The sequence below is a fragment of the Dyella sp. genome (assembly GCF_036746095.1).
Lineage (GTDB): Bacteria > Pseudomonadota > Gammaproteobacteria > Xanthomonadales > Rhodanobacteraceae > Dyella_B.
The window spans coordinates 37,331-59,999 of record NZ_DAIOEU010000004.1 but is presented as its reverse complement, the minus strand read 5'-3'; the positions used below and the strand labels follow the sequence as shown (position 1 = coordinate 59,999).

Annotated in this window: 22 protein-coding genes; 11 read left to right on the top strand and 11 right to left on the bottom strand. The window is 63.4% G+C overall.

Annotated elements, in window-relative coordinates; genetic code table 11:
• Nucleotides 1-20: 20 nt before the first annotated feature.
• From V7M64_RS03445 to V7M64_RS03410, 8 genes are all read right to left on the bottom strand, one after another.
• Nucleotides 21-1,409 carry a HAMP domain-containing sensor histidine kinase gene (locus V7M64_RS03445; protein WP_333677038.1) on the bottom strand — a complete coding sequence of 463 codons (1,389 nt, stop codon included), beginning with the start codon at nucleotides 1,407-1,409 and terminating at the stop codon, nucleotides 21-23.
• 168 nt (nucleotides 1,410-1,577) lie between these two features.
• On the bottom strand, nucleotides 1,578-2,252 hold the full coding sequence (locus V7M64_RS03440) for a response regulator transcription factor (protein ID WP_333677037.1): 675 nt from the start codon (nucleotides 2,250-2,252) through the stop codon (nucleotides 1,578-1,580).
• A gap of 105 nt (nucleotides 2,253-2,357) precedes the next feature.
• Nucleotides 2,358-3,215 (bottom strand): RNA polymerase sigma factor RpoH, encoded by an 858-nt coding sequence (rpoH, locus tag V7M64_RS03435; RefSeq protein ID WP_333677036.1) that lies wholly within the window; start codon nucleotides 3,213-3,215, stop codon nucleotides 2,358-2,360.
• Nucleotides 3,216-3,439: 224 nt separating this feature from the next.
• A complete protein-coding gene (ung, locus tag V7M64_RS03430) occupies nucleotides 3,440-4,144 on the bottom strand; it encodes a uracil-DNA glycosylase (protein ID WP_333677035.1) in 705 nt (234 codons plus the stop codon).
• A 44-nt stretch (nucleotides 4,145-4,188) separates the two neighbouring features.
• Entirely contained in the window at nucleotides 4,189-5,028 is an 840-nt protein-coding gene (locus V7M64_RS03425; RefSeq protein ID WP_333677033.1) for a response regulator, read from the bottom strand.
• Nucleotides 5,029-5,218: 190 nt separating this feature from the next.
• On the bottom strand, nucleotides 5,219-6,184 hold the full coding sequence (gene ftsX / locus V7M64_RS03420) for a permease-like cell division protein FtsX (protein WP_333677031.1): 966 nt from the start codon (nucleotides 6,182-6,184) through the stop codon (nucleotides 5,219-5,221).
• A complete protein-coding gene (gene ftsE, locus V7M64_RS03415; protein ID WP_324150563.1) occupies nucleotides 6,181-6,858 on the bottom strand; it encodes a cell division ATP-binding protein FtsE in 678 nt (225 codons plus the stop codon). Before ftsE ends, ftsX begins: the two co-directional genes overlap by 4 nt.
• A 162-nt stretch (nucleotides 6,859-7,020) precedes the next feature.
• Nucleotides 7,021-8,670 (bottom strand): DEAD/DEAH box helicase, encoded by a 1,650-nt coding sequence (locus V7M64_RS03410; RefSeq protein WP_333677028.1) that lies wholly within the window; start codon nucleotides 8,668-8,670, stop codon nucleotides 7,021-7,023.
• 361 nt (nucleotides 8,671-9,031) lie between these two features.
• Here V7M64_RS03410 and trxA point away from each other — a divergent pair, with 361 nt between their 5' ends.
• Nucleotides 9,032-9,358 (top strand): thioredoxin TrxA, encoded by a 327-nt coding sequence (trxA, locus tag V7M64_RS03405; protein ID WP_333677027.1) that lies wholly within the window; start codon nucleotides 9,032-9,034, stop codon nucleotides 9,356-9,358.
• A gap of 154 nt (nucleotides 9,359-9,512) precedes the next feature.
• Nucleotides 9,513-11,267 (top strand): transcription termination factor Rho, encoded by a 1,755-nt coding sequence (gene rho / locus V7M64_RS03400; RefSeq protein ID WP_333677025.1) that lies wholly within the window; start codon nucleotides 9,513-9,515, stop codon nucleotides 11,265-11,267.
• A gap of 118 nt (nucleotides 11,268-11,385) precedes the next feature.
• On the opposite strand, the gene V7M64_RS03395 is transcribed toward rho, so the two are convergent.
• Entirely contained in the window at nucleotides 11,386-11,727 is a 342-nt protein-coding gene (locus tag V7M64_RS03395; protein WP_333677023.1) for a zinc ribbon domain-containing protein YjdM, read from the bottom strand.
• Nucleotides 11,728-11,860: 133 nt separating this feature from the next.
• Between V7M64_RS03395 and V7M64_RS03390 the strand changes: the two genes are divergently transcribed.
• The 4 genes from V7M64_RS03390 to V7M64_RS03375 all read left to right on the top strand — a co-directional run bounded on the left by V7M64_RS03390 (nucleotide 11,861) and on the right by V7M64_RS03375 (nucleotide 16,209).
• On the top strand, nucleotides 11,861-12,526 hold the full coding sequence (locus V7M64_RS03390; RefSeq protein ID WP_333677022.1) for a response regulator: 666 nt from the start codon (nucleotides 11,861-11,863) through the stop codon (nucleotides 12,524-12,526).
• A 17-nt stretch (nucleotides 12,527-12,543) separates the two neighbouring features.
• A complete protein-coding gene (locus V7M64_RS03385; protein WP_333677021.1) occupies nucleotides 12,544-14,046 on the top strand; it encodes an ATP-binding protein in 1,503 nt (500 codons plus the stop codon).
• 160 nt (nucleotides 14,047-14,206) lie between these two features.
• Nucleotides 14,207-15,574, top strand: a complete 1,368-nt coding sequence (locus V7M64_RS03380; protein WP_333677020.1) for a glutamate--cysteine ligase — start codon at nucleotides 14,207-14,209, stop codon at nucleotides 15,572-15,574.
• The gene (locus V7M64_RS03375; protein WP_333677018.1) at nucleotides 15,571-16,209 is read left to right on the top strand and encodes a LysE/ArgO family amino acid transporter; all 639 of its coding nucleotides are present in this window, start codon (nucleotides 15,571-15,573) and stop codon (nucleotides 16,207-16,209) included. Before V7M64_RS03380 ends, V7M64_RS03375 begins: the two co-directional genes overlap by 4 nt.
• An 83-nt stretch (nucleotides 16,210-16,292) precedes the next feature.
• On the opposite strand, the gene V7M64_RS03370 is transcribed toward V7M64_RS03375, so the two are convergent.
• Nucleotides 16,293-16,754 (bottom strand): DoxX family protein, encoded by a 462-nt coding sequence (locus tag V7M64_RS03370; RefSeq protein WP_324147688.1) that lies wholly within the window; start codon nucleotides 16,752-16,754, stop codon nucleotides 16,293-16,295.
• A 243-nt stretch (nucleotides 16,755-16,997) separates the two neighbouring features.
• Here V7M64_RS03370 and V7M64_RS03365 point away from each other — a divergent pair, with 243 nt between their 5' ends.
• The 5 genes from V7M64_RS03365 to V7M64_RS03345 all read left to right on the top strand — a co-directional run bounded on the left by V7M64_RS03365 (nucleotide 16,998) and on the right by V7M64_RS03345 (nucleotide 20,953).
• Nucleotides 16,998-17,267: a hypothetical protein gene (locus V7M64_RS03365; RefSeq protein WP_333677017.1), complete on the top strand. Its 270-nt coding sequence runs from the start codon at nucleotides 16,998-17,000 to the stop codon at nucleotides 17,265-17,267.
• Nucleotides 17,268-17,326: 59 nt separating this feature from the next.
• Nucleotides 17,327-18,184, top strand: coding sequence for a DUF692 domain-containing protein (locus V7M64_RS03360; protein ID WP_333677016.1), 858 nt, complete (start codon nucleotides 17,327-17,329; stop codon nucleotides 18,182-18,184).
• Nucleotides 18,181-18,969, top strand: coding sequence for a putative DNA-binding domain-containing protein (locus V7M64_RS03355; protein ID WP_333677015.1), 789 nt, complete (start codon nucleotides 18,181-18,183; stop codon nucleotides 18,967-18,969). Before V7M64_RS03360 ends, V7M64_RS03355 begins: the two co-directional genes overlap by 4 nt.
• Before the next feature lie 76 nt (nucleotides 18,970-19,045).
• Nucleotides 19,046-19,993, top strand: coding sequence for an AraC family transcriptional regulator (locus V7M64_RS03350; RefSeq protein ID WP_333677014.1), 948 nt, complete (start codon nucleotides 19,046-19,048; stop codon nucleotides 19,991-19,993).
• 177 nt (nucleotides 19,994-20,170) lie between these two features.
• On the top strand, nucleotides 20,171-20,953 hold the full coding sequence (locus V7M64_RS03345) for a FadR/GntR family transcriptional regulator (RefSeq protein ID WP_333677012.1): 783 nt from the start codon (nucleotides 20,171-20,173) through the stop codon (nucleotides 20,951-20,953).
• A gap of 144 nt (nucleotides 20,954-21,097) precedes the next feature.
• Here the strand turns inward: V7M64_RS03345 and V7M64_RS03340 are convergent, their stop codons facing one another.
• On the bottom strand, nucleotides 21,098-22,663 hold the full coding sequence (locus tag V7M64_RS03340; protein ID WP_333677010.1) for an exo-alpha-sialidase: 1,566 nt from the start codon (nucleotides 22,661-22,663) through the stop codon (nucleotides 21,098-21,100).
• Between the last annotated feature and the right edge of the window lie 6 nt (nucleotides 22,664-22,669).

Genomic DNA, 22,669 nt, shown 5'->3' with positions numbered 1-22,669 from the left:
GAACGCGTATCGCCTGCTGCCTACAGCAAGCGGCAGGCCATGACCATGTGCGTGCCGCCCTGCCCGCCTTCGATGTGCAAATCGAAATCGTGGAGCTTGGCGATCGCCGCCACGATGCTCAGGCCCAGGCCATGGCCGGCGGCGGTATCGATGCCACCTTCGCCGCGATAAAAGCGCTGCCAGACAGCGTGACGCTGCACTTCGGGAATGCCGGGGCCGCTATCCGCCACTTCGATATGCGCCAGGCCGGATTCGACGCGCTTTGCACTCAGCTCCACCCGACCGCCTGGCGGCGTGAACTTGATGGCGTTGCTGACCAGGTTGCCGATGGCCTCGAACAGAAGATCGGGATCGGCTTGCGCAAGCAGGTCCGGCTCGGCGTCCAATACGAACTGCAAGGACTGGTCTTCGGCCAGCGGGGCGTAAAGCTCGTGCACGTGTTGCAACGTTTGTCCGAGATCCACGGCAACGAAACCTTCGCGGCGGCGACGGTCCTCCAGTTCGGAAATGCGCAGCAAGGCGCGGAACCGCGCGAGCACTTCGTCGATGTCGCTGACGCATTGTTCGACCAGCCCTGCATGCGGATCGTCTTCCTTCATCTGCTGCTCGACGCGATACAGCTGGGAACGCAGGCGCGTGAGCGGCGTGCGCAGATCGTGCGCGATGTTGTCGCACACGCCTTTCACCTCGCCCATCAGGCGTTCGATCTGATCGAGCATGTCGTTGACGATGGCGGCAAGGCGATCCAGTTCATCGCCGCGAGTGCTTACGGGTAGACGCCGGCGCAGATCGCCCTGCACGATCAGGCGCGTGGCCGATTCGATCTGGCGTATGCGGCGACGTGGCGCGCGGTTGAGGATCAACCCACCGATCAAGCCCGGGACGAGCGTGAAGGAAAGGCCCCACCACAGCGCATGCCAGATGATGCTGCCCACTTGCGCGGCGATGCGCGTGGTGTGTGCAAGCACAAGGATTTGGCCGCTGGCAAGACGTGCCGCAATCACCGAAAGCTTCGAGGTTTTTGGCGCGAACGGACCACTTACCACTTCTTCCGTCGGTACGCGCAAAGTCGCCGCATCGGGTTTGACACCCGGGGGAATCTGCAGGATGTCGCCGTACAGCCACTTGCCCTGGGCATCGAATAAACCCCAGGCGTTGTAGTTGGTTTCTTCGAGCACGACGTAGTCGTTCAAGGCGACCAGCATGTGGTCTTCATCGAGGTTGCGCAGGTAGCCCACTTGCTGGCGGAGCTGCGTGTCAGTGCGGTTTTCCAGGTAGTGGCGGGTTTCCCAATAGATGAAACCCAGCAGCACCATGCCCCAGATGACGAAGAACACCCCATAGGCGAGCAGCAGGCGCGAGGTGGTGGCGCGCCAATGGATGGACCAGCTTTTTGCAGGAGCCGTCATTGCTCGCATGTCTCCGTATCGAGGGCGTCGCGCCGCCGGCCTGAGGCGCGATACGCACTGAGGGCGAGTGAAGGCGTACTCCGCAGTACGTCGAGCTCGACCGGGGAGGTGGCGTGTCCCAGGCCGGCGGCTCGGCGGCCGCAGCAGGAGATGTGCGGGCAATGACGGCTAGCCAATGCGGTATCCCGATCCACGAACGGTGCGGATCAATACAGGATCACCTTCGCCATCGACCTTGCGGCGCAAGCGCGCGATATGCACGTCGATGAGGTTGGTGCCCGGATCGAAGCGCAAGCCCCACACACTTTCGAAGATCATCGCGCGCGTCAGCACCTGGCCGGGATAGCGCATCAGGAATTCCAGCAGGCGGTATTCGGTGGGCAGCAGCGTAAGCTCGCGTGCACCGCGGCGGGCGGTGCGCGAGATCATGTCCAGTTCCAGGTCGGCCACGCGCAGCTTGGTTTGCGCGGGATGTTCCTGGCGGTGCCGGCGCAGCAGTACTTCGATGCGGGCAGCCATCTCGTCCGGCGCGAACGGCTTGGTGAGGTAGTCATCGCCCCCGGCGCGCAGGCCGCGCACGCGTTCGTCCACGTCACCGAGCGCACTGATCATCAATACCGGCGTGGTGATCCCGCGCTCGCGCAGTTGCTTGACCAGGGTGAGGCCATCCATGCCGGGCAGCATCAGGTCCAGCGTGATGGCGTCGTAGCGTGGCTCCAGCGCACGCTGGAAACCCTGGGCGCCGTCGTGTACGCGATCGGCGCTGATGCCGTGCGCAGCCAGCTCCAGCGCGATTTCGCGGGCGGTGATCTCGTCGTCTTCGATGACCAGGATATGGGGCATGGCCGGCTGTGCGCTAAGGATGCGCGGCACTTAAACACAGCGGCGTCAAACACAAAAGGGCCTCCGCGAGGGAGGCCTTTTTGGTAACCGCATGCCGGTGCCGCTTCAGGCAGCGAACAGTGCGCGCATTTTCTTCATGGCGTTGGCTTCGACCTGGCGGATGCGTTCGGCGGAAACGCCGTACTCATCGGCAAGATCCTGCAGCGTGGCCTTGTCTTCGTTGAGCCAGCGGCGCTGGATGATGTCGCGCGAACGCCCGTCCAGTTTTTCCAGCGCGCTCGACAGGGTGTCGAGCTGGTTGTCGGTCTGGTCGGCATCGGCCACGTTGTCGTACGGGTCGGCGCCTTCGTCGATCAGGAACGCTTCCGGAGCAGGCTTGGCGTCGTCCTCGGCATCGGCCGGGGCTTCAAAGCCGATGTCGCGACCGGACAGGCGCGATTCCATCTCGCGCACGGTGGCCTCCGGCACGCCCAGGTCCTTCGCGACCAGGCGCACTTCTTCGGCATTCATCCAGCCCAGGCGCTTCTTGCTCTTGCGCAGGTTGAAGAACAACTTGCGCTGCGCCTTGGTGGTGGCGACCTTCACGATGCGCCAGTTGCGCAGGATGAACTCGTGCATTTCGGCGCGGATCCAGTGGACCGCGAAGCTGACCAGGCGCACGCCCTGGTCCGGATCGAAGCGCTTGACCGCCTTCATCAGCCCGATGTTGCCTTCCTGGATAAGGTCGGACAGCTGCAGGCCATAGCCGTTGTAGCCGCGCGCCACGTGGACCACGAAGCGCAGGTGCGACATCACCAGCTTGCGGGCGGAGGCGAGGTCACTGTCCTGCTGATACCGGCGCGAAAGCTCCTGTTCTTCTTCCTGGCTCAGCACCGGAATGCGGTGCACGGCAGAGATATAGGCGTCCAGGCTGCCAACGACGCTGGGAACCGGCAGATTGGCCGTCACCAAGGCTTGAGACATGTTGGAATCTCCTGAAAGATGGGTGAGCTTAGCACTCGGGTACTTGGAGTGCTAAAGGCATCGATGAGTTCCGGTGCCTTTTGTGTACCGTATAGTACACGAACTACCCCGGCCTTGTCCATGTGGGTGGGCGCTGGCAAAACGAACTTCAAGGATGACTTGTGGCGGGTGAACGGGGGGTCTGGAAAGGGTCAGCGCCAGGTTGGCGCCAGGAACGCTAGACCTCAGCCCAGCTGGGCTCGCGGCGGCAGCGACCAGTCGATCGGCGCTTGCCCGGCCGCCTGCAGATACCGGTTGGCAGCCGAGAAATGCCCGCAGCCGATAAAGCCCCGGTGCGCGGACAGCGGTGAGGGGTGCACCGATTTCAGCACCGCATGGCGGCGGGTATCGATGAGCTGGCCCTTCCGCTGGGCGTACGAGCCCCACAGCATGAAGACGATGCCCTCGCGTTCGCGGTTGAGGGCATCGATGGCGGCATCGGTGAAGCCCTCCCAGCCCTTGCCCTGGTGCGAGGCCGCCAGGCCGCGCTCCACGGTCAGCACCGCATTGAGCAGCAGCACGCCGCGATCGGCCCAGGGCGTCAGGCAGCCATGATCGGGAAAGGGAATGCCGAGATCGCGCTCGATTTCCTTGAAAATGTTGATCAGCGACGGCGGCGCCGGCACGCCGGGCCGCACCGAGAAACACAGGCCATGCGCCTGGCCGGGACCGTGGTAAGGATCTTGCCCCAGGATCACCACCCGCACCGCCTCGAACGGCGTGTGGCTGAAGGCGTTGAAGATCTCCGGCCCCGGCGGGTAGATCACCTTGCCGGCACGCTTCTCCGCGCGCAGGAATTCGGACAGCGCGCGCATGTCCGGACGTTGCAGGTAATCGCCGATGCGGGTTTTCCAGGATGGCTCGAGCTTGATCCGTTCTTCGTCGCTCATCGGGCCTGCGGTTTGTTCGGTCACCATCTCCGCATCATAGGAGATCACACGCTCTCTCGGGCACGCAGATGCTGCGCGACGCGTAGCTGGAACAACAGCTTGGTGACCAGCAGTTTTTCCTCGACCGGTTTTTCCACCAGATCGTTGGCGCCGGCGCGAATCAGTGCGGCCTGGTTGTCGGGATTCTCGTCGCCCGTCATCACCAGCACCGGCAGCTTGCCTTTGCCGTAGCCGAATTGGGTACGGATGTGCTGCAGCAGATCGCCGCCGGTCAATTCGCCCTTGAGGCTCACGTCGGTGAGCACGACGTCCGCGCCGACGGCGCCTTGTGCGCGCTCCGCTTCCAGCAAGGCGAGCGCATCTTCCACGCTTACCACGTGGCGCACGGTAAGCCCGATCTTTTCCAGCATGCGGCGCGTGGCCAGCGCGACCACGCGACTGTCTTCCACGTACAGCACTACGCCGTCGGCTGCGCTTTCCGGACGCACGTAGCCGCGGATGAATTCCGCCAGCGCTTGAAAGCCGAGCGATTTGTCGAAGTAATCCGTGACGTGCTCGCCCAGGGCACGGCGATGCAGACGATCGTCCACATCGCCCGAGACGACCACGATCGGCACGTAGATCTGCGGTGCGGATTCGCGCACGTAGCGCGCCAGTTCCAGCCCGTCCATATCGGGCAGGCGCAAGGAGATGGTGATGAAGTCGAACACGCCGCTGTCGAGCAGCTTGTGCGCGTCGGCGCCGGTGCCGCAATCCACCACTTCCGCCTGCGGCAACTCTTTCTGCAGCACGCGCGAGATCAACTGGCGGACGACCTTGGAACCGTCCACCACCAGCACGCGCGGTGCCGCACTGAGATCGCGGCTGCTGATACTTGCACTCATCGAATTCCCCACATCCCGGTCTTGCACGGCTTCCATGCATAGCAGATTCGGCAGGCATCCGCTGCGCCTGTAGCGCCTATTCTATCCAGCCCTAAAGAAATGACCGCCATGGTGACCTAAAAGGGTGCAAAGGCGGTGCGAACGGCTTCACCGCCCGCTGATCACACCCCGGCGGCGGGAGCACAGAACGTCAGGCAGCCTTGCGCAATTGCCAGGCACTCACGAGGCGCGCGCCCAGCCAGCCCAGGAAGGCGGCAGCCACCGGCACCGCCACCAGCAACCACGGCGGCAATCCGGCTACGCGCAGCTTTCCTTCGTAAACCTGACTGAGTTTGGCGACCGGCTCGACCAGCGCAAACTCGATCGCCAGCGCCAGCGCCACCGCCAGCACGCCGCTGAACAGGCCATACCAGATGCCTGCATACAGATATGGCCGACGCACAAACGCACGGCTTGCGCCGATGAGCTTGAGCACACTGATTTCTTCGGCGCGGCTGGTGATGTCCACGCGCACCGTATTGCCGACCACCAGCAGCACCGCCAGCGCAAACAGAGCCGCCAGGATCAGCACCACGCGATTGCCCACATCCAGCAATGCATCCAGCCGCTGCCGCCAGGTGCCACTGTCCTGCACCATATCCACGCCTTGCATGCCGCGCAGATCATCCGCCAGCCGGCTGGCCGCATCGGCGGAAATGCCATCTTGCGGTTGCACTTCGAGCACGAACGGCAGCGGGTTATCGTCCAGCGCATGCAAGGCATCGGAGAAGCCCTGCATCTTGCTGAGTTCGTCCAGGCCTTCTTGCGGTGATTTCACGCTGACGTTCGCCACGCCATCGTGTTGGCCGATCTGCTTGGCAAGCAATTGCGCATTGCCCGCCACCTGATCGGTTTTCAGGAAGACATTGATGACCTGGTTGCGCCCGAGCGCGCTGCCGAGCGATTGCATGTTCGACAGCATCAAATAAAACGCCAGCGGCAAAGCCAGCGCCAGGCCCATCACGGCAACGGTGAGCAAACTGCCGATCGGTTTGGAAGCAAGACGCTGCAGGCTCGTGCCCGCGCTCCAGCCGTGATGTTCCCGCCAGCTCGTGAACGGATGGCGATGGCTGCGCTCGCTGCGTGCAGGCGCCTGCGTTTCAGTCGGTGCGCTCACAGCACTTCCTCCGCCGCGACATCGGCCACAAGCCGGCCATGATCGAGCACCACCACTCGCTTCTTCACGCGCTTGATCAATGGCAAGTCATGACTGGCCACCAGCACGGTCGTGCCGACCTGCTGGAACTCGGCGAACAAGCTCATGATTTCGAACGCCAGTTGCGGATCGAGATTGCCGGTCGGTTCGTCGGCGATCAGCACGCTGGGCTTGGCGACGATCGCGCGCGCAATGCCCACGCGTTGCTGCTCGCCGGTCGACAGCGACGCCGGCAGCTGCCGCTCGTAATCGAGCAGCCCCACTTTTTCCAGCGCCGCACGCACGCGGCGACCGCGTTCCAACGGCGTGATGCCGCCGATCACCAGCGGCAATTCGACATTCGCGAACACCGTGCGATCCATCAGCAGCCGATGATCCTGGAACACCATGCCAAGGCTGCGGCGCAGCTTGGGGATGCCGCTGCGGCCGATCTTGGCCAGATTCTGCCCGTCGAGCGTGACATGCCCATGCGATGGACGTTCGATCAGCGCCAGCAACTTGAGCAAGGTGCTCTTGCCCGCCCCGGAGTGCCCGGTGACGAAAGCCATCTCGCCCTTGGCGACTTCGAACGTAAGCTGTGAAAGGGCTTCGTGGCCCCCTTCGTAACGCTTGCTGACTTGATCGAAGCGGATCACGCGGTTCCCTGTCCAGGCCTGGTTGCTTGGCGGGAAAGGATAAAGGGAATGGCGAATGGGGAATAGGGAACCACGCGATACGCTGGCACTTGAGCTGGAATGACAATCCCAGCTTCGCCCAGGACAACCTTGATGCTGGGATGGACACCCCAGCCTGCGTGCTCAGCGACCGGTAAACAGACGCGCGATGCGCCGGAAGAAACCAGGTTTCTGTGGCGCCGCCTGCGGGCCGGAAGGCGACTGAGCCACTACCTGCCGCGATGGGCGATTGGCAGCCGACGTAGTGGCCTGGTTCACTGCCACGTCCGTCACCGGCGCCGCGCCGGAGTGACGCCGCCCGCGACCGCCACGACGACGACGGCGCTTGCCTTCGCCACTGGTGCCTTCTTGCGCCGGCGCCGTGTCCGACGGCGCAGCAGGCTTGGTGGTTTCTGCGTGAACGGCGCGCTCTTCGCGTGGCTTGCGCGGACGATCCTCGCGTCGCCGCTCGGACGAACGCTCGCCCCCGCGTCCACCATCGCGACGGCTGCGCGGGCCGGACGGCTTGCTGCCTTCGCGTGGCGCCACTTTGTCGCCGAACTCCGCACTGTCCGCAGCGGTCTCGGCAGCGAATTGCGCATCGATCTGCTTCGGCGTCGGCATCACCAGCAGTTCCGGCTCGAGATTGGCGACCGGGATTTTCTGGCCGATGTATTCCTCGATGTCCGGCAGCGACATCGCATACAGATCGCAGGCGAAGCTGATCGCATCGCCTTCCGCACCCAGGCGCGCGGTACGGCCGATGCGATGCACGTAGTCTTCGGCATCCTGCGGCAAGTCGTAGTTGAACACGTGGCTCACGGCCGGAATGTGCAGGCCGCGCGCCGCGACGTCGGTGCACACGAGCACGTCGAGCTGGCCATCCTGGAAACGCTGCAGCAGCTTCTGGCGCTTGAGCTGCGGCACGTCGCCGGACAACGCACCGACACGATAGCCCTGACGCTTCACGCGCTCGGTGATGCGTTCGGCAGCAGCCTTGGTGTTGACGAAGATGATGCTGCGCTCGGCCTGCGTGTGCTCAAGCAGGTTGAGCAGCAGCGGCATCTTTTCTTCCTTGGCCGGGAAATACACCTGCTGGCGCACGCGGTCGGCGGTGACGTTGTCGGTCTCCACCACCATTTTCTCGGCGTTGTGCATGTGCTCGTAGGCCAGCTCCAGCACGCGGTGCGACAGCGTGGCGGAGAACAGCAGCACCTGGCGCTGTTCGCGCGCTGGGAGACGGCGGAAGATGAAGCGCACGTCCTTGATGAAGCCGAGGTCGAACATGCGATCGGCTTCGTCGATCACCATCACTTCCACGCCGTTGAAGCCGAACACGTTCTGCTTGTAGTAGTCGAGCAGACGGCCCGGCGTGGCGATGATGATGTCGCAGCCGTCTTTCAGCAGCTGGCGTTGCTTGTCGTAATCGACGCCGCCGTAGATCAGCGCGGTGCGCAGGCCGGTATAGCGGCCGATGTTCTTGGCGTCTTTCTCGATCTGGATCGCCAGCTCGCGCGTCGGGGCAATCACCAGCGCGCGCGGATCGGAATCCTTGCGCTCGGCCACGGCCGGTTGGGTGAGCAATCGATTCATCAGCGCGACCAGGAAGGCGCAGGTCTTGCCGGTGCCGGTCTGCGCCTGCCCGGCGACGTCGCGGCCGGTGAGGGCAGTCGGCAGGGTCAGCGCCTGGATGGGCGTGCAGCGTGCAAAGCCGGCCTCGTCGAGGCCTTTTTGCAACAGCGGGTGCAAGTCGAATTGGGTAAAGAAGGTTTCGGTAAGGACAGTTTGGGACATGAATGAGGGAATCTGATACGGGCCGGCGCCCAAGCGCTTGGCCCGGTCCCGCAGTCGGTCTGGCAAACCTTGGGACAGGTGGAGGGATGCGGCGCAGCAGGCGCCGATAGCGTGGGCCATACCCACCGGCATAGGGGAAGCGGCTCGTCAAGCGGGCCTCGCCTATACCGGCCGGTCATGGCTGGGTGCCCTTGAATCGCTTGAATCGCATCCCGACTTAGGCTGCAATGGAATCCATGCCGCAACGGCAGTCATTCCACCTTCCGGATCGACCCGCGCCCCATGGGCACTTCCATTAGTGTATCTGATGATCGGCACGCGGTCTTAACTTTTACCCCGCCTTGACCCTGGAGAGCCCCCGGTGAGCGAATTGATTACCCATATCAGCGACGACACCTTCGACCACGAAGTGCTGAATTCCGACACCCCAGTCCTGCTCGATTTCTGGGCGGAGTGGTGCGGTCCCTGCAAAGCCATCGCGCCGGCGCTGGATGAGCTGGCCAAGGACTACCAGGGCAAGCTGCGCATCGTGAAGCTGAACATCGACCACAACCAGAAGACCCCCCGCAACTTCGGCGTGCGCGGCATTCCCACCCTGATGGTGTTCAAGAACGGCAAGGTGGAAGCCACCCAGATCGGCGCCGTCAGCAAGGGGCAACTCAAGCAGATGATCGACAAGGCCATCTGATCGCTGCTGTGTGATCCGTCGCTGCAGCCACCCTTTACGGGGCTGCGCGACGGGTGATAGATTCTTTTCAGTTGGGGCTGTCCTGCCCTCTCGCGCATTCCGCGCAACGCTCGTCCTCCCTCCTGTCATCAACGGCGCCCCGTGAGGTTTGCCCGTGTCCGATATCGAAAGCAAAGATTCTTCCGACGCTATCCGCGCCGACTCCAAACCTGTGGGTGAAACCCCCACCCGCACCCGTTCGCCCCGCCGATCCAGCGCGGCTGCCAGCGAGGCCAGTCCTCCCGCACCGCGGCCGGCCGAAGCGCGGACCGAGTTCGTCGAGCGCCCGGCGCCTCCCGTCGAAACACGCTCCGAAGCACCGGCTCCCGGCCCGACCCAGGAAGCCCTGCGCTACGGCGGGCCTAGCGGCGAAGCGACCGAGGCCCGCGACAGCAACCAGGGCGGCAATGGAAACGTCGGCGGCCAGCCGCAGAACCCGCAGCACGGCAGCACTGATCGCCGCAATGATCGAAACGACCGCAATGACCGCAATCGCCGCCGCCGTCACGAGCGCGGCCCGCGTCCGCAAGGCCCGGGTGGCCCGCCGCGCAATCCGCACGGCCTGCCGGTGGATGACGAAAACGCCGACATCGGCAGCAACGACCGCGTCATCAATCTCACCGAACTGAAGCGCAAGAACCCGATTCAATTGCTGGAGTTCGCCGAATCGCTCGGCATCCAGGAAGGCGTCGCCCGCCAGCGCCGCCAGGACGTCATCTTCAACATCCTGAAGGCCCACGCCCGCTCCGGCGGCGGCATCTGGGCCGAAGGCGTGCTGGAAATCCTGCAGGACGGCTTCGGCTTCCTGCGTTCGGCCGACGAGTCCTACCTCGCCGGTCCCGACGACATCTACGTGTCGCCTTCGCAAATCCGCCGCTTCAACCTGCGCACCGGCGACTACATCACCGGCCGCGTCCGTCACCCGAAGGAAGGCGAGCGCTACTTCGCGCTCCTGAAGGTCGACGACATCAACGGCGATCCGCCGGAAGCGTCCAAAAACAAACTGCTGTTCGAGAACCTCACGCCGCTGTTCCCGCGCAAGGCGTTCCACCTGGAACGCGGCAACGGCTCGACCGAAGACATCACCGCGCGCATTCTCGACCTGGTCGCACCGATCGGCCGTGGCCAGCGCGGATTGATCGTGTCGCAACCGAAGTCCGGCAAGACGATGATGCTGCAGAACATCGCGCATGCCATCCAGTACAACCATCCGGACGTACACCTGATCATCCTCTTGGTCGACGAGCGTCCGGAAGAAGTCACCGAAATCGCCCGCACCGTACGCGCCGAAGTGATCAGCTCCACCTTCGACGAGCCGGCCGTGCGCCACGTGCAGGTCGCCGAAATGGTGATCGAGCGCGCCAAGCGCCTGGTCGAGCACAAGCGGGACGTGGTGATCCTGCTCGACTCCATCACCCGCCTGGCCCGCGCCTACAACACCGTGGTACCCAGCTCGGGCAAGGTGCTGACCGGCGGCGTGGACGCCAACGCGCTGCAGCGCCCGAAGCGCTTCTTCGGCGCCGCGCGCAACGTGGAAGAAGGCGGCTCGCTCACCATCATCGCCACCGCGCTGATCGACACCGGCAGCAAGATGGACGAGGTGATCTACGAAGAGTTCAAGGGCACCGGCAACATGGAAGTGCACCTGTCCCGCCGCATCTCCGAGAAGCGCGTGTATCCGGCCATCGACATCAACCGCTCCGGCACGCGCCGCGAGGATCTGCTGATCGAACCGGACCTGCTCGCCAAGATCTGGATCCTGCGCAAGCTGCTGCATCCCATGGATGAACTGGCGGCGATGGAATTCATGCTCGACAAGATGAAGAACACCAAGTCCAACGACGAGTTCTTCAATTCGATGAAGCGCTGAGAAGTCACACAAAAAAAGCCGCCGAAAGGCGGTTTTTTTTGCGGAGCCCAGGTCTATTCGCAGGCTGGAATGACGATCCCGCATCGCCGCAAACGGCAGCCGGGGTTGCCACCCAGTCCTACGCTTTCTTCAAGAAACAAACCTTCAGCACCAGATCCTTGATCTTGTCGGAGTGTCCTTCGATATGCTCCGCATCGCCATCGATAAGGCGGATGCCGCGAATCACCGTGCCTTGCTTCAACGGGATCGAAGCGCCCTTCACCTTCAGATCCTTGATCACGATGACACTGTCGCCGTTCTGCAGCACGTTGCCGTGCACGTCGCGCACCACTTGCCGGCTCTCTTCCTGGGCAACGGCGTGTTGCGGCCACTCATGCCCGCAGTCGGGACAGATGTAAACCTCGCCGTCGGGATAGGTGTGTTCCATGCCGCAGACGGGGCAAGCGGGAATGTCGGACATGGTTGTTATATCGCCATCAAAGGGCCGCGCAGTGTAGCGCGGCGCGAAGGCCGGCCCGCAGCCGTCGTATTGCATGACAGATCATGGTGGCGTTAACTGATACGATCTTGCGACTCCAGACACTTTCAGTCGTATGCGCATACTGCTCGTTGAAGACGATCCCCTGGTTTCCGACGCCATCGTGCGCGGCCTGGCCACCGCCGGTTATGTCGTGGACGCGGTCACCGACGCGGAATCCGTCCAGTCTCGCCTGGATACCACCCATTACGACCTCGCCATCGTGGACCTGGGCCTGCCCGGCGAGGACGGTTTCACCCTGGTGCGCCGCCTGCGCCGCGAGGGCAGTTCGTTGCCGCTGCTGATCGTCACGGCCCGCGACGGTCTGGATGATCGCGTCAACGCGCTGGACCTGGGCGCCGACGATTACCTGGTCAAACCCTTCGCGCTGCCGGAACTGGCAGCACGCTGCCGTGCGTTGATCCGCCGTGCCACCGCCGCCACCGCCAATGAAATGGTGGTGGGGCAGTTGCGTATCGATCTGGCCGGCCGCCGCGCGATGGACAACGGCGGCCGCGTGCTGGAGCTGACGCGGCGCGAATGGTCGATCCTGGAATGCCTGGCCCACCATAGCGGCCGCGTGGTGAGCAAGGAGCGCCTGATCCAGGCCATTGTCAGCTGGGATGAGGAAATCTCCGGCAACGCCATCGAAGTGCACGTATCGCGTCTGCGCGCAAAACTCGGCGAATCGGCGAGAGTGCGCGGCATTCGCGGCCTCGGCTACCGCCTCGACGACGCGTAGTCCTGATTGAGCGGCGCATGGCCACCGATTCAAAAGTCCGGCGTGCGCCGAGCATTCGCGGACGATTAGTCGTCTACCTGCTGCTGCCCCTCGTCTTGTTGCTGGTAGCCAGCATCTGGACCGATCACAAAACCTTCGTAACGCCGCTGTACGACGCCTTCGACCGCGCCCTTTCCCATACGGCGGTGGCGATTGCCGCCCACCTCGAACGCGGGGATGACGGTCAGCTTCATCTGGAAAAGCCGGAATTCGGTCCGCTACATCCTCCCTCGCCCGGCGCCGAATCGCCGCCACCGGATGTGCTCGGCGATCGTGACAAACCGCCGGAACGTTTCGTTGCCCGCAACCGACCGGCCGTCTGGCGCCGGCTGTTTCCGGGCGCACGCGACAGCTTTCTCTATCGCGTGAGCCTGCCCGACGGCCGCACCCTGGTCGGCGATGAAGGCTTGCCCATTGCCCAAGGCAACAGCGCCATCGGTGATTTCAGCTTCTCCGACGCCACCTACAGGAAGCTGGTCTTGCGCATCGCCAGCTACCGCACGCAAGTGGATGGTCAACCGGTGATCGTCAGCGTGGGCGAAACCGTGAACCGGCGCAGCCACGCCGTACGCCGGCTGGACACCGTGATCGGCCTTAGCGATGGCATCCAGTTGCTGCTCGTGCTTGGCCTCTGCCTGTTCGGCATCACCGTGGCCTTGCGTCCGATCAACCGCCTGCGCGAACGCATCACGCAGCGGCAACCGCAGTCGCTGCAACCCCTGCCGCTGGAACCCGTGCCGAGCGAAGTGCGCCCGCTGGTGCAGTCACTCAACACCCTGCTGGTCACCGTGCGCGACGCTGCGCAGGCGCAGCAGCATTTCCTTACCAACGCCGCGCACCAGTTGCGTACGCCGCTCACCGGCCTGAAAGCGCAACTGGAAGTGCTGGCGAGCGAAACACACGACGAAGCACAGCAGGGACGCATCGCACGCCTGCACGGCAGCGTGGATCGCCTGGCGCACACCGCCAGCCAGCTGCTTGCACTGGCGCGCGCCGAGCCCTCCACCCACAGCCCCGGCGACTTCACCACCGTGCAGCTGGAAGCACTGATCGGCACCGTCGCCGACGCCATGCTCGATCGCGCCATCGCCCGCGATATCGACCTGGGCGCCGAGTGCGTGCCGGCACACGTGCGCGGCGTGCACTGGCTGCTGCACGAACTGCTGATCAACCTGGTCGACAATGCCATCCGCCACACACCCGACGGTGGCCGCATCACGTTGCGTTGCGGCATGCACGACCGTGCGCCTTATCTGGAAGTGGAAGACAGCGGCCCCGGCATCCCCCCTGCCGAGCGCGAACGCGTGCGCGAGCGTTTCTACAGCACTGCCGGCAGAGAGGGACAAAGCAGCGGCCTGGGCCTGGCCATCGTCGAAGAGATCGCGCGCGGCCATCGGGCCCGGTTCGAGATCCTCGACGCACTCGAAGGGACGGGCGCGCGCATGCGGGTGGCGTTTCAACCGGAGATGGCGAAGGAATAGGCATTGAGCCAATGCCACGCGGGGTTTTACTGTGCCCGCGCTTCCGTTTTCACTGTGCCGGCTGTAGCTGTACTGTCAGGTACAATTTTTTTCACGAACCCCCTTTTCGCGACGACATCAAGCCTCCATAGTCGGGGGCTATCCCCGTGAGGCTTGCCCCGTGTCCATACCCAGTGCCGTCAAAAGCACCCCGATCTACGGCCGCCAGCAACTGATCGACTACCTGGCCGCCGGCGAGAAGCCGCGCGAGGCCTGGCGCATCGGTACCGAACACGAAAAGTTCGGTTTTCGCACCGATGACCTCAAGCCACCTGCGTTCGAAGGGGAGCGTGGCATCCGCGCCCTGCTGGAAGGTATTGCGACGCGCTATGGCTGGGACATCATCCGCGAAGGCGAAACGCCCGTAGCGCTCGTGCGCGACAAAGCCAACATCACCCTGGAACCGGCCGGGCAGCTGGAACTGTCCGGCGCACCGCTGGAAACCATCCACCAGACCTGTTGCGAAGTGAACAGCCACCTGGAGGAAGTGCGTTCGGTGGCCGACGGCATGGGGCTGGGTTTTCTCGGCATGGGCTTTCAGCCCAAGTGGCGCCGCGACGAAATGCCGTGGATGCCCAAGGGCCGCTACAAGATCATGCGCGAATACATGCCCAAGGTCGGCTCGCTCGGCCTGGACATGATGACGCGCACCTGCACCGTGCAGGTCAACCTGGATTTCGGAAACGAAGGCGACATGGTGCGCAAGTTCCGCACCAGCCTCGCGCTGCAGCCGATTGCCACCGCGCTGTTCGCCGATTCGCCGTTCACCGACGGCAAGCCGAACGGCTATCTCTCCTATCGCTCGCACGTGTGGACGGATACCGACGGCGACCGCACCGGCATGCTCGACTTTGTGTTCGAAGACGGCTTCGGCTACGAACGCTACGTCGATTACATGCTCGGCGTGCCGATGTATTTCAGCTATCAGGATGGACGTTACATCGACCTCGCCGGCAAGGACTTCAAGCGCTTCATGGCCGGCACGCTCGACGATCTGCCCGGCGTGCACGCCACCATGAAGGACTGGGGCGATCATCTCACCACGGCTTTCCCGGAAGTACGTCTGAAGCAATACCTGGAAATGCGCGGCGCCGATGGCGGTCCGTGGAATCGCCTGTGCGCCCTGCCCGCCTTCTGGGTCGGCCTGCTCTACGACGACGAAGCGCTGAATGCGGCATGGGATCTGGTCAAGCACTTCTCGCGCGAAGAGCGCCACGCACTGCGTGACGGCGTGCCCAAGCATGCGCTCAAGCTGCCCTTCCGCGGCGGCACCGTGCGCGATCTCGCCCGCGAAGCCCTGCAGGTTGCCGCACACGGTTTGAAGCGCCGCAATCGGCTCAATCGCAACGGCGCCGACGAAAGCATCTTCCTCGAACCGCTGATCGAGATCGTCGACGCTGACCAGACACCTGCCGAACGCAAGCTCGATCTGTTCCACGGCCAATGGCATGGCCGCGTCGATCCCGTCTTCCGGGAATTCGCATATTGATCCAGGCACCGGTTGGGCATGCATCTTTTCTGGCGGGGTTATTGCTCGGCGCTTCGTTGATCATCGCCATCGGCGCACAGAACGCCTTCGTATTGCGCCAGGGCTTGCTGCAATCGCATCGCTTTCCGGTAGCGCTGTTCTGCGCGCTTTCCGATGCGGTGCTGATCGCGGCCGGCGTGGGGGGATTGGGCGCGGCCGTGGGGCAGCACCCGCGCGTGCTGATGGTGGTGGCGTGCGTCGGTGCGCTGGTGCTGGCGTGGTATGGCATCGAGGCCATGCGGCGCGCCTTCCATCCGGAAGGGCTGAGCGCCGATACTCATGATGATGCAGGCAGCGTGTGGAAGGTGCTTGCCACCTGCGCGGGCTTTACCTGGCTCAACCCTCACGTCTATCTCGATACGGTGCTGCTGATCGGCAGCCTGGCCGCGCCGTGGCCGGCGACGTGGCCGCGTGCGTTGTTTGGCGTAGGGGCCGCAACGGCATCGTTCATCTGGTTCTTCGGCCTTGCCTACGGTGCACGCTTGCTGGAGCCGCTGTTCCGCAAGCCGCTGGCGTGGCGCGTGCTGGACGTGCTGATTGCTTTGGTGATGTGGGGCATCGCGGGCAAGCTGCTGCTCTCTTTCCTTGCGCACTGATCCGCACGCTCCCTCTGTGCCGTCATTCCCGCGAAAGCGGAGGCGCTTTCGCGGGAATGACGGCCACGGAGTTGCGTGAGCGTTCAATCGTACGTGCGAATCCGCAACCAACGCGCGATCAACGTATCCAGGCTGATCTTCCCCGGCCCGGCAATCAGGAACCAGAAAAAGATCGTGATGTAGAGCACTTCATCGGCTTCGACATAGTCATCCAAGCCCATCAAGCGGCTCGATACCACCAGGGCCAGCGCCACGATCATGTTGATGATCATAGGAATGCTGACCAGGCGCGTAAACAGCCCGAGCATCAGCAGCAGGCCGCCCAGCAATTCCGTCCATGCCGACAACGCAGCATTGAATGCCGGGTGAGGAATGCCCCAGCCGATAAAGCGCTGCGTGAAGCCATCCAGGTTCTGCACCTTGCCGATACCGGTCTCCAGCCAGAAGTAGCCGAACACCAGCCGTATCACCAACGGCCCCAGCCAGCGCCCTGCATGCAGGATGCCAAGTAAACGCGAAGCGGTCGTCGCCACGAGATGACGCATTACCTATATTCCCCTCGGTGAAGTAGGCGCATGATGCGCGGGCTCGCCCACGCCCACTATGTCCGCACGTCCAGACTTTCTTGCCTGGCATCCGCCGGACGAACGGGCATAAATGCGGGATGCACGGGCGCAGCAACCGATGGACCGGAGCAGCACAATGTTCCTGTCCGAATCCGCACTCATGCCACGGACAAGCTTTCTGTGCCGCCCTGCGGCGACCCACAACTTCTTGGAGCCAGAGATATGAACATCAAGACAGTCAATGCCAGCGCCATGGCGGTGATGGTGGCCGGCCTGTTCGCCGCCGCGGCGGTTTCCGCTGCCCCCGTCGGCGGACACGCCGGTGACCAAGCCATGGTCAAGTGCGTCAATTCCAGCTCCTGCAAAGGCCAGGGCGCCTGCAAGCAGGCCACCAACTCCTGCAAGGGCCAGAACAGCTGCAAGGGCCAGGGCTTCACCATGCAGAAGACGCAGGCCGATTGCGACGCCGCACAGGCCGCCGTGAAGAAGTAATGCACTGCGGGATGCACGCCCTGCCGCGTGCATCCCGCCTTTGATGGGAATGCCTCGCCATGGTCATGCATGCCATTGAGCGCACCGGTGCCCTGCCCTGCCTGGGATACGGACTGGGCTTGCGCGTGGAGCATTACGAAGCCTTGCTAGCACAGCCTTCCCGCATTGAATGGCTGGAGATCGTTTCGGAAAACTACATGGTGCACGGCGGCTTGCCGCTGGTATGGTTGGAACGTTTCCGCGAACGTTTTCCGCTGGTGATGCACGGCGTGTCGATGTCGATCGGCAGCACCGATCCGCTCGACGATGATTACCTGGCGCGGCTGGCTGCATTGGCCGAGCGCATCGAACCGGCGTGGGTGTCCGATCACCTGTGCTGGACTGGCGTGCAAGGCGTAAACCTGCATGATCTGATGCCGCTGCCATACACCGAGGAAGCGCTCGATCATGTCGTCGCACGCGTCAAACAGGTGCAGGATCGCCTCAAGCGCCGCATTCTGCTCGAGAACGTTTCCAGCTATGTCAGCTTCGGTGCGTCGCAAATGACCGAGTGGGAGTTTCTGGCCGAAGTCGCCGAACGCGCCGACTGCCTGATCCTGCTGGACATCAACAATGTCCACGTCAGCGCGATGAACCATGGTTTCTCCGCGCTGGATTATCTGCGCGGCATTCCCGTATCGCGCGTGCAGCAGTTCCATCTTGCCGGTTACGAACAAGGCGAACGGTTGATCATCGACACGCACGACGCGCCGGTTTCCAATGCGGTGTGGGATCTTTACACCCACGCCGTACGCCGCTTCGGTCGCGTATCGACGATGATCGAGCGCGACGATCATTTCCCGCCGCTATCGGAGTTGATGGCGGAACTGGAGCACGCGCGCGTATTGGCCGCGCCATTGCTGCGAGATGCAGCATGACCTCACTGCAAGCCATGCAGCAACAGATGCTGCAGGCCGTATTGGCGGAACACACGCAGATACCGTCGATCATTTGCGACCATGGCGCCGCCGATGCGCGCAGCCGCCTGGACGTTTACCGGCATGGTTACCGCGTGCGCCTGCGCGATGCACTGCAAGCCGAGTTCACCGGCTTGCGCAGCATGGCCGGCCGGCGCTTCGACACCATGCTGGACAAGTACATCAGTGCGCACCCTTCCGAGCACTACAACATCCGCTGGTACGGTGCCGGACTTGCCGCGTTTCTCGATTACGCCTATCCATGGCGCGACCAGCCGCAGTTGGCGGACATGGCACGGCTGGATTGGGCGATTTCCGTCGCCTTCGACGCCGCCAACGAAACCAGCGCAAGCATGGCCGATCTTTCGGCCGTGCCAGTCGACGCATGGCCGGTATTGCGACTTTCCCTGCTGCAAAACCTGCACGTACTGGACGGCGGCTGCAATGCCGAAGCATTCCGCCGCGCCGCGGACCATGGCAAACCACGCCCCCGCTTGCGCCGCTTCGTCCCGGCACGGCAGATCCTGGTGTGGCGCAAGGACACCACGGTCCACTATCGCCGCCTGGATGACGACGAATGGCAGGTGCTGAGCGCGGCCATGCGCGGAGAAACCTTCACCGCCCTCTGTGCATGCTTGAGCGGCTACCACGGCGAAGCCGCCGCCATGCCGCGCATGGTGGCCATGCTGCAAGGCTGGCTGGCGGCCGGCCTGATTCGCGGCTGGACGCTCGCTCCGGCGGCATAAGGTTTCGATACCGACGTAACCGGCCCGGGCTTCCGGCGAATACCTGACAAAGCGCCATGTCAGGGAAGTGAAGTCCATGCACGTCGATGCTTACGCCGAACTGATCGGAACGCCGCGCCCGCCCTCGGTCGCACCGGCCCTGGAAGCCTTGCTCAACCAGTCGATGTTGCGCGTGGAGATCGTGGCCGAACCCAGGTTTTGCGGTTCGTGGTTCGCCGATGCCACCTGCAACGGCAACGGCTTGTTCCATCTGGTGAATACCGGCGAATGCCTGATCGAGAGCGAAGCCCTCGAGCAAGCATGGCACCTGCAAGCCGGGGACCTGGTGGTATTTCCGCATGGCGACCCGCATCGCTTGCGCGCGCGCGACATCACCACCGACATCACCACCAGCCTGATTTGCGGCGAACTTCGCTATGCCAGCCACACCCGGCATCCGCTCAGCCACGCCTTGCCCGCCTGCTTCGTGGTACGCGACGCACAAGCCGATACCCTGTTCAGGCAGCTATCGGCCATGATGGTCGAGATCGCGAAAACCGAGGTACCCGGCCGCAAAGTGCTGCTGAACAAACTCGCCGACACCTTGTTCACCCTCGCCGTGTGCGATTACGCCCACCGCCATGCCGACCAGCAAGGCCTGTTCGCCGCCCTGGCCGACAATCGCATCTGCAAGGTGCTGCAGGCCGTGCACGAGGAACCCGGGCATCCGTGGACCATGCAGAACATGGCGGCGCTGGCCTGCATGTCGCGCTCCGCCTTCGCCGAACGCTTCGCGCAATTGATGAACGTGCCGCCCATGCAGTACGTCACCCAGTGGCGCGTCAATGTGGCGGAACGCCTGCTGCACGATCCGGACCTGTCCGTCGCCTCGATTGCCGAGCGCCTGGGCTACAGCAGCGAGGCGGCATTCCGGCGCCTTTTCAAACGCGTCAGCGGCATCTGCCCAGGCCATATCCGCGCCGGCAGCCGTCATGCCCGCGGGTTGCGCGGGCAACCGGACGAACCTCGCCAGGGCGTCCGGTAAACCGCCGCAGCATCTTTCGCTTCGCCGCTGCTCGTCCCCCTCCTGAAACGTGGCATCATTTCCCGAAGCGCCTGGCTGAAGCGCGCTAGGTTTGCATTTCCCGCTGCGATTATTGAACGATCGGGTTTGTCTATCGGCGGGCCTTTCCATGGCGTGGCACTGAAGGAGATCGGCTGAATGGCATCGTTTCGAAGCAGCAGGGATGGCGCGACCAGAACCGCCCCTCCCGCGCTGGCGCGGCGCATTCGCAGCGGCGCCGGCCCCATGGCGGCGCGCAACCTGCATGGGCACGTCGTGCAAGTGCTGGGGCAGCGCATCGTCAGCGGCGCCATCAAGCAAGGCGAGGTACTGCCGCCGGAAGCCACCATGGCCGAAGAGATGGACGTCAGCCGCACCTCGTTGCGCGAGGCGATGAAGGTGCTGTCCGCCAAAGGCCTGGTCGAAGCACGCCCCAAGGTCGGCACCCGCGTACGCGATGCGCGCTTCTGGAATCAGCTGGATGCCGACGTACTGGCCTGGCGCTGCGCCTCCATGCCCACCTCGGATTTCGTGCAGAAGCTATCGGAGATGCGCGAGATCATCGAACCGGCTGCCGCGGCCAGCGCCGCCCGCCATCGCTCGGTGACGCAATTGAAGCGCATGCAGCAGGCATTCGATGCGATGGAGGCGTCGCACGATCCGGAGTCCTGGACCACCGCGGATATCGATTTCCACGAAGCGATTCTCGCCGCGACCGGCAACGAGTTGCTGGTCTCGCTATTTTCGGTAATCGAGACAGCCCTCAGCAGCTACTTCACCATGTCGGCACTGAGCGCCGTGAACTTCAAATATTCGCTGCCGCAACATCGCATGGTACTGCAGGCCATTCGCGACAAGGACGCCGACGCGGCGCACAAGGCGATGGTCAAGGTGATTTCGGATACGAAGGAAACCCTGAGCAACAAGCGACGGAAAGCTTGAATTGCGTCCGCACTCGCGGCATTCGGCAACACGCTAAAGCACAAGCACCCCCTAACCCGCTCGCGATGATCTGCTCCATCCCCTGCGATAGTAGGGGAGGGTCGGGTGATGCGAGCGAAGCTCGCGTCCGGCAGCGCCGGATTGTCACGGCATCGGATCAAACTCAATGTAGTCCAGATCGTAAGCATGCTCAGCACCATTCACGACAATGGTGTTGTCCCCATCTTTCAGATTGACGCGCACATCCATCAGCGTCCAACCACTATCACCGTCCGCCTTGCTACTGCCAACAGCAACGGAAATACCATTGACGCCGATCCGCGGTGTAGCCGCAAAACCCAAGTCCTCATAGCGCAACCGCAATACGTGCGCACCGCCGCGATCACGATGGATATCGAACTGCAGCTTGCCGTAAGGCGCTGAAGCAATGCGTGCCATTCGCCGATTCGAGGCATGCGGATTGCCGATCACCACCGCACTCGTGCGCGCGGCGTCTTCCGCTTCATAACGATTGAAGTTGAGCGGTGCATCCGCATACAGCATCACGTTGTAGGCCGCCTTCCGGCCCTGCTCCAGCCTGGGCGATGACGAGGAGGAGATGTGCAGGAAGCTGCCATCCTTCTGCAGCAGCAAGACTTGCGTCCAACCCGCATGGATGTTGCCGGTGATCTTCTGCACCGGCGCCGGCACTTCCCACCATGGCCCTTTGCCGCCGTTGTTGTTCCAGTAGAAGCTGCGCCCTGCTGCATCGCCGTTGCCACCGGCACGTTCCGCCGATACCACGATCACGCCCTGCGCGCCGCCCACCGGAAACCAGCTCACCACCGGACACGCGGCAGGCCATGCGCCGCCTGCGGTTTCCACCGGCGCGCCGCGATCGGCCGGGTCGCCAAAATGCAGGCCATCCGTGCTGAATTTGAGATGGACCTTGCCGTTCTCGGGACCGTCGATGTCTTCGAAGTTCAGCACATAGCGGTGATCAGGCAGACGCGCCACCACCGCCATGCCGGGACGTTCCACGCCGCCTGGCATGCCTACGTCCATTACCTCCTCGCCCCACGTTTTGCCGCCATCGATGGAGAGCTTGTGTGCGAGGATCTGGTTGAAGCCCTGGCCCTTGTGCTGCTCGCTCGAGTAGTAAGCAACCATCCGGCCATCGTCGAGGATATGGATGTTCGGCTCCCACACACCGTGGTTGTCCTTGTCCTCCGGATGGCCGCCACCACGCACGATGGAACTGCGGTAGTGCCAGGTCTTGCCTTGGTCGGTGGAGGTGTAGAGCTGCAGATCTTCTTCGACCACGTGGCCCTTGGCATCATTGCGAGTGGCATTGGCGGCCAGCAGCAAGGTGCCGTGTTTCAGATCGCCACTGTCTTGCCGCATTTGCGAAATATTCGGTTGCCAGCGCAATTGCCACGCTGCGTTGCCAGCATGCTCCTGGTCCACGACGTTCTGCATGAAATGCCAGGTCTTGCCGCTGTCGTTGCTGACGTAGAGGGGAATACCGGCCATGCCGTTCTGCTCGAACACCAGCAGCAGGCGCCCATTCGCATCGCCTGGTTGCGACAAACGCACCACCGATGCATAGCCCGTACCTTCAGCAAGGAATTGACCGCTTGCGGTATCGGGCGCCTGATCCTGCGCCTGCCCGGCTGATATGCCAGCCACGGCAAAAAGAACACCGGCAAGATGACATGTCGTTCGATGCATGACGAC

What these genes read in the sequence shown, in the direction of transcription:
- V7M64_RS03345 (WP_333677012.1), top strand. Translation starts at nt 20,171, where the DNA reads ATGGCATCGTTTCGAAGCAGCAGGGATGGCGCGACCAGAACCGCCCCT.
- V7M64_RS03355 (WP_333677015.1), top strand. Translation starts at nt 18,181, where the DNA reads ATGACCTCACTGCAAGCCATGCAGCAACAGATGCTGCAGGCCGTATTG.
- V7M64_RS03425 (WP_333677033.1), bottom strand. Translation starts at nt 5,028, where the DNA reads ATGAGTGCAAGTATCAGCAGCCGCGATCTCAGTGCGGCACCGCGCGTG.
- V7M64_RS03395 (WP_333677023.1), bottom strand. Translation starts at nt 11,727, where the DNA reads ATGTCCGACATTCCCGCTTGCCCCGTCTGCGGCATGGAACACACCTAT.
- V7M64_RS03365 (WP_333677017.1), top strand. Translation starts at nt 16,998, where the DNA reads ATGAACATCAAGACAGTCAATGCCAGCGCCATGGCGGTGATGGTGGCC.
- rpoH (WP_333677036.1), bottom strand. Translation starts at nt 3,215, where the DNA reads ATGTCTCAAGCCTTGGTGACGGCCAATCTGCCGGTTCCCAGCGTCGTT.
- V7M64_RS03445 (WP_333677038.1), bottom strand. Translation starts at nt 1,409, where the DNA reads ATGACGGCTCCTGCAAAAAGCTGGTCCATCCATTGGCGCGCCACCACC.
- V7M64_RS03350 (WP_333677014.1), top strand. Translation starts at nt 19,046, where the DNA reads ATGCACGTCGATGCTTACGCCGAACTGATCGGAACGCCGCGCCCGCCC.
- V7M64_RS03440 (WP_333677037.1), bottom strand. Translation starts at nt 2,252, where the DNA reads ATGCCCCATATCCTGGTCATCGAAGACGACGAGATCACCGCCCGCGAA.
- V7M64_RS03340 (WP_333677010.1), bottom strand. Translation starts at nt 22,663, where the DNA reads ATGCATCGAACGACATGTCATCTTGCCGGTGTTCTTTTTGCCGTGGCT.
- V7M64_RS03370 (WP_324147688.1), bottom strand. Translation starts at nt 16,754, where the DNA reads ATGCGTCATCTCGTGGCGACGACCGCTTCGCGTTTACTTGGCATCCTG.
- V7M64_RS03390 (WP_333677022.1), top strand. Translation starts at nt 11,861, where the DNA reads ATGCGCATACTGCTCGTTGAAGACGATCCCCTGGTTTCCGACGCCATC.
- ung (WP_333677035.1), bottom strand. Translation starts at nt 4,144, where the DNA reads ATGAGCGACGAAGAACGGATCAAGCTCGAGCCATCCTGGAAAACCCGC.
- V7M64_RS03360 (WP_333677016.1), top strand. Translation starts at nt 17,327, where the DNA reads ATGGTCATGCATGCCATTGAGCGCACCGGTGCCCTGCCCTGCCTGGGA.
- V7M64_RS03385 (WP_333677021.1), top strand. Translation starts at nt 12,544, where the DNA reads ATGGCCACCGATTCAAAAGTCCGGCGTGCGCCGAGCATTCGCGGACGA.
- V7M64_RS03410 (WP_333677028.1), bottom strand. Translation starts at nt 8,670, where the DNA reads ATGTCCCAAACTGTCCTTACCGAAACCTTCTTTACCCAATTCGACTTG.